This window comes from Sneathiella sp., from assembly GCF_047631475.1.
Classification (GTDB): domain Bacteria; phylum Pseudomonadota; class Alphaproteobacteria; order Sneathiellales; family Sneathiellaceae; genus Sneathiella.
This window is the reverse complement of the sequence record NZ_JBLHZT010000001.1, coordinates 113,927-127,997: the sequence shown is the minus strand read 5'-3', so window position 1 is coordinate 127,997 and position 14,071 is coordinate 113,927. Positions and strand designations below refer to the sequence as shown.

General features: G+C 49.2%; 14 protein-coding genes. 11 read left to right on the top strand and 3 right to left on the bottom strand.

Features of this window, described 5'->3' with window-relative positions; translation table 11 throughout:
• The first annotated feature begins 116 nt into the window (after positions 1–116).
• Entirely contained in the window at positions 117–1,838 is a 1,722-nt protein-coding gene (locus tag ACJAYR_RS00635; protein WP_169543251.1) for a long-chain-fatty-acid--CoA ligase, read from the top strand.
• A gap of 54 nt (positions 1,839–1,892) precedes the next feature.
• Complete coding sequence (locus tag ACJAYR_RS00630; protein WP_415234797.1) at positions 1,893–2,441, top strand: 3'-5' exonuclease; 549 nt, start codon at positions 1,893–1,895, stop codon at positions 2,439–2,441.
• A 333-nt stretch (positions 2,442–2,774) separates the two neighbouring features.
• On the opposite strand, the gene ACJAYR_RS00625 is transcribed toward ACJAYR_RS00630, so the two are convergent.
• Together ACJAYR_RS00625 and ACJAYR_RS00620 are read right to left on the bottom strand one after the other, a co-directional pair.
• Positions 2,775–2,978, bottom strand: coding sequence for a hypothetical protein (locus ACJAYR_RS00625; RefSeq protein WP_169543253.1), 204 nt, complete (start codon positions 2,976–2,978; stop codon positions 2,775–2,777).
• 243 nt (positions 2,979–3,221) lie between these two features.
• Positions 3,222–3,524 (bottom strand): SCP2 sterol-binding domain-containing protein, encoded by a 303-nt coding sequence (locus tag ACJAYR_RS00620; protein WP_169543254.1) that lies wholly within the window; start codon positions 3,522–3,524, stop codon positions 3,222–3,224.
• A gap of 197 nt (positions 3,525–3,721) precedes the next feature.
• Between ACJAYR_RS00620 and ACJAYR_RS00615 the strand changes: the two genes are divergently transcribed.
• From ACJAYR_RS00615 to ACJAYR_RS00595, 5 genes are read left to right on the top strand one after another with little or no spacing between them, the layout of a single operon-like run.
• A complete protein-coding gene (locus ACJAYR_RS00615; RefSeq protein WP_415234796.1) occupies positions 3,722–4,588 on the top strand; it encodes an SDR family oxidoreductase in 867 nt (288 codons plus the stop codon).
• Between the two features lie 29 nt (positions 4,589–4,617).
• A complete protein-coding gene (locus ACJAYR_RS00610; protein WP_415234795.1) occupies positions 4,618–6,243 on the top strand; it encodes an acyl-CoA carboxylase subunit beta in 1,626 nt (541 codons plus the stop codon).
• An 18-nt stretch (positions 6,244–6,261) separates the two neighbouring features.
• Complete coding sequence (locus tag ACJAYR_RS00605) at positions 6,262–7,422, top strand: acyl-CoA dehydrogenase family protein (protein WP_415234794.1); 1,161 nt, start codon at positions 6,262–6,264, stop codon at positions 7,420–7,422.
• A gap of 6 nt (positions 7,423–7,428) precedes the next feature.
• Positions 7,429–9,399: an acetyl/propionyl/methylcrotonyl-CoA carboxylase subunit alpha gene (locus ACJAYR_RS00600; protein WP_415234793.1), complete on the top strand. Its 1,971-nt coding sequence runs from the start codon at positions 7,429–7,431 to the stop codon at positions 9,397–9,399.
• Positions 9,400–10,554, top strand: a complete 1,155-nt coding sequence (locus ACJAYR_RS00595) for an acyl-CoA dehydrogenase family protein (protein ID WP_415234792.1) — start codon at positions 9,400–9,402, stop codon at positions 10,552–10,554.
• Positions 10,555–10,602: 48 nt separating this feature from the next.
• Here ACJAYR_RS00595 and ACJAYR_RS00590 read toward each other — a convergent pair whose 3' ends face one another.
• Positions 10,603–11,070, bottom strand: coding sequence for an EF-hand domain-containing protein (locus ACJAYR_RS00590; RefSeq protein WP_415234791.1), 468 nt, complete (start codon positions 11,068–11,070; stop codon positions 10,603–10,605).
• Positions 11,071–11,201: 131 nt separating this feature from the next.
• Here ACJAYR_RS00590 and ACJAYR_RS00585 point away from each other — a divergent pair, with 131 nt between their 5' ends.
• The 4 genes from ACJAYR_RS00585 to ACJAYR_RS00570 are packed head-to-tail and all read left to right on the top strand — an operon-like array spanning position 11,202 to position 14,051.
• Entirely contained in the window at positions 11,202–12,038 is an 837-nt protein-coding gene (locus ACJAYR_RS00585) for a crotonase/enoyl-CoA hydratase family protein (protein ID WP_415234790.1), read from the top strand.
• Positions 12,035–12,679 carry a TetR/AcrR family transcriptional regulator gene (locus ACJAYR_RS00580; protein ID WP_415234789.1) on the top strand — a complete coding sequence of 215 codons (645 nt, stop codon included), beginning with the start codon at positions 12,035–12,037 and terminating at the stop codon, positions 12,677–12,679. The genes ACJAYR_RS00585 and ACJAYR_RS00580 overlap by 4 nt, the downstream gene beginning before the upstream one ends.
• Positions 12,680–12,702: 23 nt before the next feature.
• Positions 12,703–13,137: an acyl-CoA thioesterase gene (locus ACJAYR_RS00575; RefSeq protein ID WP_415234788.1), complete on the top strand. Its 435-nt coding sequence runs from the start codon at positions 12,703–12,705 to the stop codon at positions 13,135–13,137.
• On the top strand, positions 13,134–14,051 hold the full coding sequence (locus tag ACJAYR_RS00570) for an acyl-CoA thioesterase (protein WP_415234787.1): 918 nt from the start codon (positions 13,134–13,136) through the stop codon (positions 14,049–14,051). Before ACJAYR_RS00575 ends, ACJAYR_RS00570 begins: the two co-directional genes overlap by 4 nt.
• Positions 14,052–14,071 lie beyond the last annotated feature (20 nt).

Genomic DNA, 14,071 nt, shown 5'->3' with positions numbered 1-14,071 from the left:
GATTTTACGCAATAGCGCTGTTTTATGATATTTTTCTTTGACCAGACTTGGTTAGTCAACGTAACCTACAAAGAAAAAACACCACAGGGAACCGCCAGTCGAATAAGGGGAATAAAATGTCAGACTTTTCATGGGAAAAATCGTACCCACGAGGAGTAAATTGGGAAATCGAAATAGAGAACAAACCCGTTTACGCTTTTCTTGATGAAGCCGTTGCGAAATGGCCCAACAACAATGCCATTGATTTCATGTCCAAAAAAATCACGTATCGTGAGTTGGATAACCTTGTTAATCGTGCTGCGAAGGGTTTTCAGGCGATGGGCGTCAAAAAGGGCGTTCATGTTGGACTATATCTGCCTAACTGCCCCCAATTCATCGTGTGTTTTTTCGGCATCTTGAAAGCGGGCGGAACCGTCGTTAATTATTCGCCATTGGATGCAGAACGCGAGCTGGTTCATAAAATCGAAGACAGTGAGACCGATTTTATGGTGACTTTGGATTTGCAGGTTTTGTATCCAAATATTAAAGCACTTCTTGGCAAGACCCGACTGAAAAAGATCATCGTCGGCAACCTTAAAGAAGTGCTGCCCTTTCCAAAAAATTTCCTGTATCCGATTGTAAAATCAAAGGAAATTGCGACGTTCCCGCATAACGATCAGCATATCAGCTATAAAAGTCTTCTGGATAATGACGGCGTCTTCGAGGCTGTGCCGGTACTCAACCCGGCGGAGCGGGTGGCCGTATTACAATATACTGGCGGAACAACAGGTTTGCCAAAAGGCGCCATGTTAAGCCATAAAAATCTTGTCGCCGCATGCCAGCAACTCAGGGCAATGCAGGACGGTGAAGACGGTGTCCTGAAAGATGGCGTCGAACGGGTCCTTGCCGTTCTCCCTCTCTTTCACATCTATGCGCTAACCGTGAACATGAATTTCGGAATTGCCGGAGGTGCTGAAATCATCCTGCATCCAAAATTCGAACTTGATGATGTGATGAAGGATATCGACAAGAAAAAGCCAACCATGATGCCGGGCGTACCGACCATGTATATGGCGATCGCCAACCATCCGGAAGTTGATAAATTTGACCTAACGTCGCTTAAATTCTGTGCCTCCGGCGGCGCACCTCTTCCTGTTGAAGTTCAGAATCTTTTCCAGAAAGTAACCGGTTGCCGCCTCCTCGAAGGCTGGGGCATGACCGAGACCTCTCCATCAGGCACATCGACCCCAATGACCGAGAAACGGGTTGCAGGCTCTGCTGGCGTTCCAGTGCCCGGCACAGAAATCAGAATCTTTGACGTGGCGGATCGCTCGAAAACAATGCCAGTGGGCGAAATTGGCGAGATCGGCATTAAGGGTCCGAACATCATGCTGGGATACTGGAAAAAACCAGAAGCCACAGCAGAAGCCTTTGTCGGCGATTTCTTCATGACCGGTGATACAGGGTATCTGGACGAAGATGGCTATATGCATATTGTCGACCGGACAAAAGACATGATCACGTCTGGTGGTTTTAACGTTTATCCCAGAATTATCGAAGAACAGATTTTCGAACACCCCTCCGTTGAGGAAGTTACTGTCGTTGGTATTCCTGACGATTATCGCGGGGAAGCGGCCAAAGCGTTCATCAAGCTCCGCAGCGGAGCGGAAGAGTTTTCACTCGAGGAACTGCGAGAGTATCTAAAGGACAAGCTTGGTAAGCATGAACTACCAGCGGCCGTTGAGTTCCGACCGGAACTTCCAAAAACACTGGTTGGAAAGCTGTCCAAGAAAGAACTGGTTGAAGAGGAAAAACAAAAATACGAAGCCCGCAAGAAGGCGCAAACCGCAGCCAGCTAAAAATAATCAAAACTCCCGGATGACCGTCCGGGAGTTTTTTGTTATGTAAAGAACATGAGTACTTTTCTTGCGATTGATTTTGAAACGGCGAATTATGGCTCAGATAGTGCCTGCGCTATCGGCCTTGTGCGGGTCGAAGACAAGACAATTGTCTCAGAAGAAGTCCGCTTGATTTGCCCACCCACACCTGACTTCAATTTCACACATATCCATGGGATTCGCTGGGAAGATGTTGAGTTCGAACCCACCTTCGATCATGTCTGGCCGGAGGTGGAACCGCTTTTTGAAGGCATCGACTTTTTAGCCGCCCATAATTCTGCTTTTGATCGCAAAGTCCTGAATAGTTGCTGCAAGACCTATGACCTTCCCATGCCCGAGCCGGAATTTGTCTGCACCGTTCAGCTGGCACGTAACATGTGGGAAGTGCGGCCAACGAAACTTCCAAATGTGGCCCATTTCCTTGGTCTGGATCTTGACCACCATGACGCCTTATCCGATAGCCGTGCCTGTGCAAATATTGTAATCGCTGCAGAACGGGACGGCTGGGATTTTGTCACGGGCTATGAAAATGTCGGCGAGCGGTATATCGCCTTCGACGGCTGACAATCCCTTTCAGAATATCCCAGTGCTAAGAGTGTTTGCTTTTCTTCTTCATGTGTTTTTTAATAATGATTATCAATTGCACAAAAAGAATGAACTATGGTCATACTGCGCAACCTAAACCCATCAATTCTCGCCAACCTTCTGGTTCTCTCGTCAAGGGAGCGTCAACAACCGTTGAGCCATGATCACCAGAGACAGAGCCTTGCAGACCGGTCGCAGGCAACACCATTGCCGCGCAAAAAAGAAAAGGGTGACCGTTAGGTGCATCCGGGCACAACGTAAAAAAGCCGCGCCAGATCACTCTGGCACGGCTTTTTTGAATTCATTAAAAAGTTAGGCAGCAGCTTTCGTTGCAGCCTGTACTTTTTTCAGCTGACGACGAGCCGCGTGGCGACCCATTTTAGCTGTAATTTTACGGGCAGCGCGCTGTGCGTTTGAGCGGGTGTTTTTTTCACCGCCGTTACCGCGACCACCGCCACCTGATTTCCGGCTTTTACCACCCTGATTGCGGCCGTGCCGTGCTGATCTCGCTGTCATGTGACTAGCTCCGTTCGGTTTTAACTTAAATTCGAAGCGCTTTACTTAATCAATTGATCCACAAAGGTACAGAGAAAATTTCATCTTTAGACAGAAAATCGTGAATTTGGTGTCTTTTTCCAGTTTCCCTGTACGCGAAGCGCCTCATTTACGCTGATCAGAGAGCGGAAGATCTAGAATCTACCTTCCAAACAGAAAAGGCGGCCCTCAAGACCGCCTTCCTGTGATGGGATTAAGAATCAATCAACCAAACACGCTCTGCAACTTCATTGCAATGCCCATGTTTCCTTCGATTTTCAACTTACCCATCATAAAAGCAGTTGTCGGATCCAGGTCGCCAGCCGCAAGGGCTTCAAAATTTTCCTTGGTAATTTTGATGGTGCAATCTGCTTCTTTATCTTCATTGGTCACAACATTTGGAACGGTGTCCGCATCAACATGCACAATGCCGTCTCCTTTGAAGTCAAACTTCAATGTCGCGTCCAGACCACAGTCCTCGCCAATCCGCTCGCGCATTCCTTCTGTGATTTCTTCAAGTGTCGCCATTTTATCAGCCCTTTCCCGGTCACTGGATATCATTCATCTTGAGGCATATTTTGCATAGAAAATCTGCTCTCTTTCACTCCTTGACGTTAACGTAAACGTCACCTACCATGAAGTCAATTAAAGTTGTCAGGCTTCAAAATGAATAAGTAGAATAATCTGACACTGGGGACCCAATCACCTATCGAACGGAGCATTACATGTCTTATAATTCGATTTTTCGGCCTGACTTGTTTAAAGGTCAAAAAATTGTTGTCACCGGCGGCGGGAGCGGAATCGGCCGATGTACGGCCCACGAACTTGTTTCTTTGGGTGCTGAAGTTGCTCTGGTAGGCCGAAATGAAGAAAAACTCGCCACAGTAAAGTCGGAAATAGAAGAAGTGGGCGGCGTTTGCTCAGTTCATAGCTGCGACATCCGGGATGAAGTTGCTGTAACGAAAATGGTCACAGACATCATCGGCCAGCATGGTGCCATTCATGGACTCGTCAATAATGCTGGCGGTCAATTTCCTGCGCTGCTTGAAGATACGACATTAAAAGGCTGGGAAGCAGTGGTTCGAACCAATCTAACGGGTGGATTTCTTGTTGCCCGTGAATGTTACACCCAGTGGATGAAGGAAAATGGCGGCGGGTCGATCGTCAATATCATCGCAGATATGTGGATGTCCATGCCGGGTATGGGCCATTCAGGTGCGGCCCGAAAAGGAATGCTAAGCTTTACAGAAACGGCCGCTTTAGAATGGGCAGGATCTGGTACACGCGTAAATGCAGTTGCCCCCGGCTGGATCATGTCTTCGGGTATGGATACCTATCCTGAATGGTATCAAGAGAAAATTCTGGGTCTGGCGCAAGCTAATCCGGCAAAAAGAATGGGAACAGAATCTGAAACCTCGTCCGCGATTGTCTATCTGCTGTCGGAAGCTGCCAGCTTTATTTCAGGAAGCTGTATCCGCGTGGATGGAGCGGCCCCGAATGCCAAGGGCAATTGGCCGATGGAAGATCACGACAACAATAAACCCTTTAACGGTTTTCACCTTGCCGTCACGCCAAAGATTTTTCAAAAATAAAGCCATCGCCTAACAGGGAAAGCGAACACATGCCGGTCATTCAGTCTACTATCGACACGAATAGCGAAACTTTTAAAAATAATCGCGCTGCCATGCTTGAGAAAATCGAACAGTTTCGCGGACTGGAACAAAGAGTTCGAGAGACATCGAATTCCAAAAAAGAAAAATTTGAAAAACGGGGTCAGCTTCTCCCCCGCGAACGGATCGCTCTTCTGCTCGATAAAGGGGCCCCGTTTCTGCAGTTATCAACTTTAGCTGGTCTCGGTATGCATGATGATGACGGCAAAAAGGATGTGTTGGGCGGCGGAATGATCATCGGAATTGGATATGTCTCAGGTGTCCGTTGCATGATCAAAGCCTCTGACAGTGCCATCAAGGGCGGAACGATCGCTCCAATGGGGCTGGAAAAAAACCTGAGAGCCCAGGAGATTGTCCTTAAAAACAAGCTCCCTGTTATTAATCTGGTGGAATCTGGTGGTGCGAACCTGCTCTATCAGGCAGAAATCTTCATCAAGGGTGGACAGGGGTTTGCCAATCAGGCTCGTATGTCTGCTGCTGGCATTCCCCAAATAACCGTTGTCCATGGATCCAGTACTGCCGGGGGTGCCTATCAGCCGGGCTTATCAGACTACGTCATCATGGTCCGCGGCGGTGCAAAAGTTTTTCTGGCAGGGCCGCCTCTTTTAAAGGCCGCCACCGGCGAAATTGCCACGGACGAAGAGCTTGGGGGCGCCGAAATGCACTCCACTGTTTCCGGCGTTTCGGAATATCTGGCTGAGAATGATGCAGATGGTATTCGTCTGGCGCGGGAAGTCATGGGCCATCTGCCGTGGAACAGCTCAAACGATGCAAAAACGCAATCAGCTTCAAGTCATAAACAGCCTCGATATGACATAGAAGAGCTGCTCGGCATTATCCCGACCGATTACCGCAAACCCTATGATGTCCATGAAGTCATTGCCCGCATTGTCGATGGTTCAGAGTTCCTTGATTTCAAAGAGCTCTATGGCATCCAAACCGTTTGCGGGCACGCAAAAATTGATGGGCAGGCCATAGGGATCATCGGAAATAATGGTCCCATTGACGCGGACGGCGCTACCAAGGCGGCCCAGTTTATCCAGCTTTGTTGCCAATCAGGCACCCCGCTTTTATTTTTGCAGAACACGACCGGATTTATGGTGGGTACCGATGCAGAACAATCGGGCATCATTAAACACGGATCTAAAATGATCCAGGCTGTAACAAACGCAACGGTCCCTAAAATCACGCTGCATATCGGGGCCAGCTTTGGTGCCGGAAATTACGGAATGTGCGGCCGTGCGTTTGATCCACGTTTTATTTTCGCCTGGCCGAACAACCGCGTCGCGGTCATGGGCGGCGAACAAGCCGCAAAAGTCATGTCTATCGTTACGGAAGAAAAATTCAAACGCATGGGCCAGGAACCTGACCGGGAAGCCCTTGGCAAGATGGAAGATCATATTATCAAGCGCATGGATAAAGAATCGGAGAGTTTATATGCAACAGCCCGCCTTTGGGATGACGGCATCATTGATCCCAGAGACAGCCGCAAAATCCTGAGCTATTGCCTCTCCATTGCTAAAGAAGGCGATAACAGAAAAACAAACAAAAACACATTTGGCATCGGCCGTATGTAACAAAAAAGGGAAAGAAAAATGATTTACGGACCAGAACACAAAGAATTCATGAATTCCCTGTCCAAATTCATCGATCAGGAAATTAATCCCTATGTTGACCAATGGGAAGAGGACGGCATCTTTCCAGCCCATGATCTGTTTAAAAAGATGGGTGATCAAGGGTTTCTTGGGGTCTGCAAACCCGAAGAATATGGAGGCGCCGGGCTCGACTACTCCTTCAGTCTCGCAATGTCAGAAACGCTGGGCAAAATAAATTGCGGTGCGGTCCCCATGGCGATCGGCGTTCAAACGGATATGGCAACCCCTGCGCTCGCCCGATTTGGTTCGGACTATGTAAAAGAAAATTATCTCCGCCACGCAATCTCCGGCGAGTATGTAGCCTGCATTGGGGTCTCTGAACCCGGCGCAGGATCAGATGTTGCGGGCATCAAATCCAACGCCCGAAAAGACGGCGATGATTACATTATCAATGGTCAGAAGATGTGGATCACAAACGGCACACAGGCGGATTTTATGTGCATGCTGGTCAATACAAGTGACGGGCCGATCCATTCCAGCAAATCGCTTATTGTTGTCCCGATGGACACACCGGGCATCACTGTTGAACGCAAACTGGATAAGCTTGGCATGCGTTCCTCTGACACCGCACAATTATATTTTGAAGATGTCCGTGTGCCTCAACGCAATATTATTGGCGAAGAAGGCATGGGCTTTACGTACCAGATGCTCCAATTTCAGGAGGAACGTCTTTGGGCCGCTGGCGCCGCTCTTCAGTCATTGGATAAGGTCATTGATGACACCATTGATTATACCCGTCAAAGAGAAGCCTTCGGAAAACCGCTTTTGGACAATCAGGTCATTCATTTCAGGCTGGCAGAACTAAAAACCGAAGTTGAACTGTTACGCGCTCTCACCTATCGCGCGGTTGAGGAATATGTGGCCGGAGAAAATGTCACCATGCTTGCCTCGATGGCAAAGCTGAAGACCGGTCGCCTGACGCGGGAGGTCAATGACGCCTGCCTCCAATATTATGGTGGAATGGGCTTTATGAACGAAACTCATATCAGCCGGGCGTATCGGGATGGTCGATTGACGTCGATCGGCGGCGGGGCGGATGAGGTGATGTTAGGCATCATCTGTAAGTTAATGGATACCTTGCCCAGCAAAAAAAGAGGGTAAGCATCAATGGTCGCGTTCTCCAAAATCCTCATTGCCAATCGCGGCGAAATAGCCTGCCGGATCATTCGCACAGCCCACGACATGGGATTTGAAACGGTGGCAGTTTATTCAGACGCTGATAGGGATGCCCCACATGTACAACAGGCGTCCGAGGCCGTCGCAATCGGCCCCGCAGCCGCCAGTGACAGCTATTTGAAAATTGACACGATCATTGCCGCGGCAAAAACAAGTGGTGCCGATGCCATTCATCCGGGCTACGGGTTTCTTTCAGAAAATGCCGATTTTGCAACCGCCTGCCAAAAAGAGAACATTACATTTATCGGACCTTCTCCTTCCGCGATCTCACTTATGGGAAATAAGGCCGAGGCCAAGCGCCGGATGATTGAGGCCGGTGTACCGTGTGTGCCCGGATATGAAGGCGAAGATCAGTCAGATGCGCTATTCATTCAGGCTGCGGACGCCATCAAATATCCGGTCATGGTCAAGGCTGCAGCGGGTGGTGGCGGTCGGGGTATGCGCCTTGTCAAAAAAGCAGATAAACTTGAAAAAGCGCTCTCAGCGGCTCGATCCGAAGCACAAAATGCCTTTGGCTCGGATGAGTTAATTCTTGAAAAGGCCGTAATTGAACCCCGTCATATCGAGATCCAGATCTTTGCAGATATACATGGGAATGTTGTGCATTTAGGGGAAAGGGACTGCTCCATCCAGCGCCGCCATCAAAAGGTTATTGAAGAAGCCCCCTCTCCCGCAGTGTCTGCCAGTTTACGCTCGGAAATGGGCGCGGCGGCCGTGGCGGCAGCTAAGGCCATTCAGTATTCCGGCGCCGGGACCGTTGAATTTCTGCTGTCCCAGGATGGCTCTTTTTACTTTCTGGAGATGAATACCCGACTTCAGGTCGAGCATCCGGTTACAGAATGTATAACCGGGTTTGATCTGGTGGAGTGGCAGTTAAGGGTCGCCCGGCAGGAAAAATTGCCGGTGGACCAAAATGAAATTCACTTGTCCGGACATGCCATGGAAGCCCGGCTCTACGCTGAAGATCCCTATAAAAGCTTCCTGCCCAAGGTTGGGACATTGTTAAAATGGGAGGAGGCTTCTGGCCCCGATCGACGGACAGACCATGGATTGAAGAACGGTTATGAAGTCACTCCCCATTATGACGCAATGATTGCCAAGGTGATTGCCTGGGGCCAAACCCGTGAAGACGCACGTCAGAAACTGATTCACGCCCTTCAAAATACCGTGGATCTAGGTCTCGTTACCAACCGACAGTTTTTAATTGACTGCTTGAAGCAGGAAAATTTTTCTGCTGGGGCCGCAACAACTGCCTTTATCGACACCCATTTCCCTAAAACGGCACTTAAGCGCCCGGAACCCACCTCAAGAGACCTTTTGCTTGCCGCCTGTCTTCACTTTGACCGCCGAAAGCACCAGCAGGGGCTTTCAACAGATGGCTGGGATAGCAGTGACGCATTATGGGCGCCTGTTCGGTTGAATATTGCGGACAAGATACAGGACTTTTCAATCAAGCAGATCGGTGAATGTGCTTTGCTGATCAAAAGCGCAGATCAGGAATATTCGGCTCAATTTTCAACCTCCGCGGACGGGCATGCAACCCTTGCCTGCGAAGGGCATCAGACCTCCGCGAGGTTTGCCTTTTCGCAAGGGACACTGTTTTTACAAACGCCAAGCTGTCAGTTTTCGAGCGACGAGGTCACGCTGGCGGTTATCGGATCCGATGCTGGCGCAGGTGACGGGCGCATCCTTGCCCCCATGAACGGCCGGCTCCTTCATATGCTGGCCGAGCCCGGTCAGTCCGTTACCAAAGGTCAAACGGTTGCCATCCTGGAAGCGATGAAAATGGAGCATGAAATTACATCAAAAATTGATGGTACCGTTAAAAGCATCGCCGCCAAGGCGGACGAGCAGGTCGCAACGAGGGCACTCCTGCTGGAAATTGAACCGTTGGAGGCTTGAATGGCATTACTGGAACGTGCTCATAATCCAAACTTTACGCCGGAACATCTCGCTTTTCGCGAAACATTACGCCGATTTGTGGAAACAGAAATCGAACCGTTTGCCAGCCAATGGGATGAAGAGGAAACGTTTCCCCGCGCCCTCTACAAAAAGGCGGCGGATATTGGATTATTAGGAATAGGATATCCTGAGGAATTTGGCGGCATTGACGCTGACATTTATTACCTGCTGGCAGGCGCTGAGGAATTGGGGCGGGCTGGGGCTGGCGGCGTTACCGCGAGCCTGCTGAGTCACACAATCGGTGCTCCGCCCATCAAAAATGTGGGCAACCAACAACAAAAAGAAAAGTATCTACCCAGAATCCTATCGGGTGAATGGATAAGCGCCCTTGCCATAACAGAACCGTCCGGCGGTTCGGACGTTGCCAACTTGCAAACCACTGCCCGGAAAGACGGAGATCATTATATTGTAAATGGCTCCAAGACCTTTATTACCTCCGGCATGCGCGCTGATGTTTATACGGTTGCCGTTCGTACAGGCGGCCCGGGCATGGGGGGCATCTCGCTCTTGCTTATTGATCGGGACACCCCCGGCTTCTCACGGACACCGCTTAAAAAAATGGGGTGGTGGGCATCGGATACCGCCACACTTTACTTTGACGAATGCAAAGTGCCGGCTGATAACCTTTTAGGAGTAGAAAATGCGGGCTTTCAAGCGATCATGTTGAACTTCAACTATGAACGTCTCTGGCTCGCCGCGGGGTGTATTGCTGCTGCGAGAGCCTGTTTCAATGAAGTGGCCGCGTATGCGCAAGAACGTATCGTTTTTGGCAAACCCCTGTCAGAAAAACAAGTGGTTCGCCATAAGCTGGTTCAAATGGCACAGGCCGTAAACGCCTCGCAGGCGTATCTGGATCAGGTTGCCTGGCGTGTGGAGCAAGGGGAGCAACCGATCGCCGATATCTGCATGCTTAAAAATCAGGCGACAGAAACAATGGAATTTTGTGCCCGTGAAGGGGTCCAAACCATGGGCGGCGCCGGCTATTTAAGAGGTCCGAAAGTCGAGAGGATCTATCGTGACGTCAGAGTAAATGCAATTGGCGGTGGGGCAGAGGAAATCATGCGCGACCTGGCCTCCCGCCAACTTGGCATTTAACGGAAGGGCCGCAACACAAAACGGCCCCCCTTCATGAACGACGGCTTCTTAGCCTTTTTTATCGTCACCAGAATGGCGTTTATGATGGCGATCCTGTTTTGCTTTCGCCAACTCAGTTGCTGAGATTCGGCCATCCCCATCTGTGTCCATTTTTTTGAATTTTTTCTCGTATCTGGCCGCATATTCTTCTTTGCTGAGAAATCCATCACTGTTTGTGTCATATTTCATCATGCGTTTTGTAATGGCTCTTTCCCGCATTTTGTCATGCAAAGCCCGGGCTTCTTCTTTCGTAACCGCGCCATCCTTATCTGCGTCAAGCAGATCAAACATTTCTTCGCGAGACTTCAGCATTTCTTCTCTTGTTACCTTGCCGTCTTTATCAAGGTCATGGTTCTCCATCATCTTGGATGCCATGGCAGAGTGATGCATTCCCACTGTTTTCGTCGCAGCGATAACGGCAATGGGAAGCCCGACAACAGCAACAGCTGCAAGCGCGATCGCGAGTTTCTTTTTCATATTCAAATCCTTTCTGATGGCTATTTGTCCGTTTAACGAAACCGGCCACAATAATCCGTCGCGTTTTCTACAAATAAATTTTCTTGAACAATGTTCATTTTTATGAACAACTGTACAAAAAGGAGAATAAAATGACTGAAGAGATTGTTCTTTATGAACGGGATGACCGTATTGCGCGGATTACTCTGAACCGTCCCCATGCCCTGAACGCAATTAATGAAGAACTGCCGGGGGCCATCCGACGCGCTGTTGAGAAAGCAAATAATGACGATGCGGTTCATGTTATTATTCTGCAAGGTGCAGGACGGGCCTTTTGTTCTGGATATGATTTGAAAATTTACGCTGAAACCCCTGGCAGTAATCCGGGTTTTCAGGAAATGCCCTGGGATCCCACCATCGATTACAAAATGATGATGGGAAATACTCAGGATTTCATGAGTATTTTTCGATCCTACAAACCTGTTATTGCCAAGGTGCACGGATACGCCGTTGCTGGCGGCAGCGATATTGCTCTTTGCGCTGACATGGTCATCATGGAAGAAACTGCTCAAATCGGGTATCCACCAGCCCGATTATGGGGATGCCCAACCACGGCGATGTGGGTCTATAGATTGGGTGTCGAACGGGCCAAGCGGATGCTTCTGACCGGCGATTTGATTGACGGCCGACAAGCAAAGGAAATCGGGCTTGTTCTGGATGCGGTTCCAGAAGACAAGCTGGAGGAAAGAGTATTAGAGCTGGCGACGCGAATGGCGGGCGTCCCTAAAAATCAGCTTATGATGCAGAAACTCATGATTAATCAGGCACTGGATAATATGGGACTCGCGTCAACACAAATGACAGCCACCCTTTTCGATGGCATCACACGACACAGCCCTGAAGGCGTACATTTCAAAAAACGATCCGAAGAGGTTGGCTTTCAGCAGGCCGTCAAGGAGCGGGACAGTAACGAGCCGATTTTCAGATGAGCGATGCAGCTTCCAAAACGGCACGAAAAAAAGAAATTGCTGCTTACAAACGACAGAAGATATTGACCGCCGCATCGTCGCTTTTCAGGGAAAAAGGTCTTGAAGGCACCACGATGCGCGCGATCGCAACAAAGGCAGGCTATTCCACCGGCGCGCCCTATGCGTATTTTCAGTCCAAAGAAGAAATTTATGCTGATCTTCTGAGTACGTCTTTGATGCATTTGACGCGGGCCATCAAATCCGCGCCAACTCAAGCTGAAACGAACGAGCAAAAAATTCGCCAGGTTTTTACAGCCTATTATCGTTATTACCAATCCCATGGCGAAGAACTACAACTGGGTTTGTATTTGTTTTCCAGCGGTGAAATTAAAAAACGAGGATTTTCAAAAGAAACCAACGACCAGTTAAATGGGCGATTATTGAGTTTGATGGGCTTTATGGCCAATTTCCTGCATCAGTTTGCGGGTGCGCGCCCTGATATTGCGCAGTCCGAGACGCTTGATGCTATCACATATTTCACTGGAACCCTGATGCTTCATACAACCGGCCGGCTAGATATTATGCAGGTAAAAGATCAAGAAATGATCGACCGCTACCTCACTCAAATGCTAAAAAGAATCACCAAAGAAAAAGAAAAATAACAGGTTCAGGAGTTTTCCCGTAAATGAGTGGATATATTGAGAGCTATAGAGGTCATGTCCTTGCCAGTGAATGCGACGTCATGGGCCACATGAACGTTCAATTTTACAACGCCTGCGTCAGTCAGGCGATGGGTACAATGTTTGGGGCGCTTGGTGTTACGCCTCAAATCATGAAAGAAACACAGCGCGGATTTGCCGCCGTGGAACAGACCAATCGTTACCATGCCGAGTTACTGGCAGGCGATATCGTGCACATTAATTCTGGCGTTCTTAAAACCTCATCGCGGACCATCACTTTTCAGCACAAGCTCTTCAACAGCAGTACGGAAACGCTCTCCTACGAGGCGACCGTCACCGCGGTTTATATGAACCTGGAAGCCCGGAAATCTGAGTTATTACCGGACGCGCTTACTCGGAAAGCCGGGACACTTCTGTTAAAAGAAGGAGTGGGCGCATGACAAACGACAAGCTTGCAAAAATAATCCCTGTATATCGGGGCGGCGTTGAAGCATGGGAATGCGATCAGATGCTGCATATGAATGTTCAGTTTTATTCCGCAAAAGCTATGGCTGGCTTTTCTCACTTGCAGAACCGCATCGGGCTGTCACCCGTCCGCATTCGCACCGAAAAGCACGGCCTTCGCCTTAAAACTCTGCGCATTCAGTATAAATCTGAAATGAGAATGGGGGCGTTGATGCATGGCGTTGCAGGCATTCGGTCCCTGGAAGAAGACGTTGTCGCCGGTTTCATACATTTATACGATACCGCAAAAGATACCATATCCGGTGTATTTGAATTTACTGCCGACTACCGACATCTGGAAACCGGAGAACCTGCCCCATTACCACAGGATGTAAAATCCGCACTGACCTCATTGGCGGATGCGCATCCGGATCAATACTGCCCGGCACCAATGAAACATATTCTGCTTCCGGCAAAACCGATGAATCACATGTTCGAAACCAACCGTTCTGCCGTTGATGTGTGGGAATGCGATGGGTTTGGGCATATTGAAATGCGCCATATCATCGGGCGCTTTTCGGACGCCGCCAGCCACATCATGCAGTCCGTTGGCATAACACGGGAAATACAGATGCAGCGCAATTTAGGGTCTGCGGCATTGGAATATTTTGCAGAATTTCACCAGCCTATTCGAAAAGCGGCCTCTTTGGTTGTGAAAAGTGGTCTGCTGGATCGGATGGACAAAACATTTGCTTTTGGGCACCACATGATCAATTCGGACAACGGTGAAATTGTGAATAATACGACGATCCTTGGATGTTACTTTGACATGACCGCCCGTAAAGCCGTAAAACTGCCCCAGGAATATCACGATGTTTCAGAAGAACGGCTTCTAAAGCATCAGATTTAAGCAAACCAGGGGAAAACGAA